The 620-nt window shown below is 50.5% G+C and carries 1 pseudogene; it reads left to right on the top strand.

The annotated features are described in order from the left end of the window. Positions 1-188: 188 nt before the first annotated feature. Positions 189-620, top strand: a pseudogene (locus tag R7Z50_RS28710) (IS6-like element IS26 family transposase); the annotation flags it as partial.

Genomic DNA, 620 nt, shown 5'->3' with positions numbered 1-620 from the left:
CCCCCGGAAAAAGCGGGCTAAAAATCGCCTTATTGAAGACCAAATCAGCACCGACATTACAGCATAAAGACATAAATAAACGCCCTAAAAAGACTAAATCACAGAGCTATATCCTAAATAATTACGGCACTGTTGCAAATAGTCGGTGGTGATAAACTTATCATCCCCTTTTGCTGATGGAGCTGCACATGAACCCATTCAAAGGCCGGCATTTTCAGCGTGACATCATTCTGTGGGCCGTACGCTGGTACTGCAAATACGGCATCAGTTACCGTGAGCTGCAGGAGATGCTGGCTGAACGCGGAGTGAATGTCGATCACTCCACGATTTACCGCTGGGTTCAGCGTTATGCGCCTGAAATGGAAAAACGGCTGCGCTGGTACTGGCGTAACCCTTCCGATCTTTGCCCGTGGCACATGGATGAAACCTACGTGAAGGTCAATGGCCGCTGGGCGTATCTGTACCGGGCCGTCGACAGCCGGGGCCGCACTGTCGATTTTTATCTCTCCTCCCGTCGTAACAGCAAAGCTGCATACCGGTTTCTGGGTAAAATCCTCAACAACGTGAAGAAGTGGCAGATCCCGCGATTCATCAACACGGATAAAGCGCCCGCCTATGGT

The sequence above is a fragment of the Vibrio sp. 1249-1 genome, from assembly GCF_033340495.1.
This window is presented reverse-complemented; position numbering and strand designations above follow the sequence as displayed.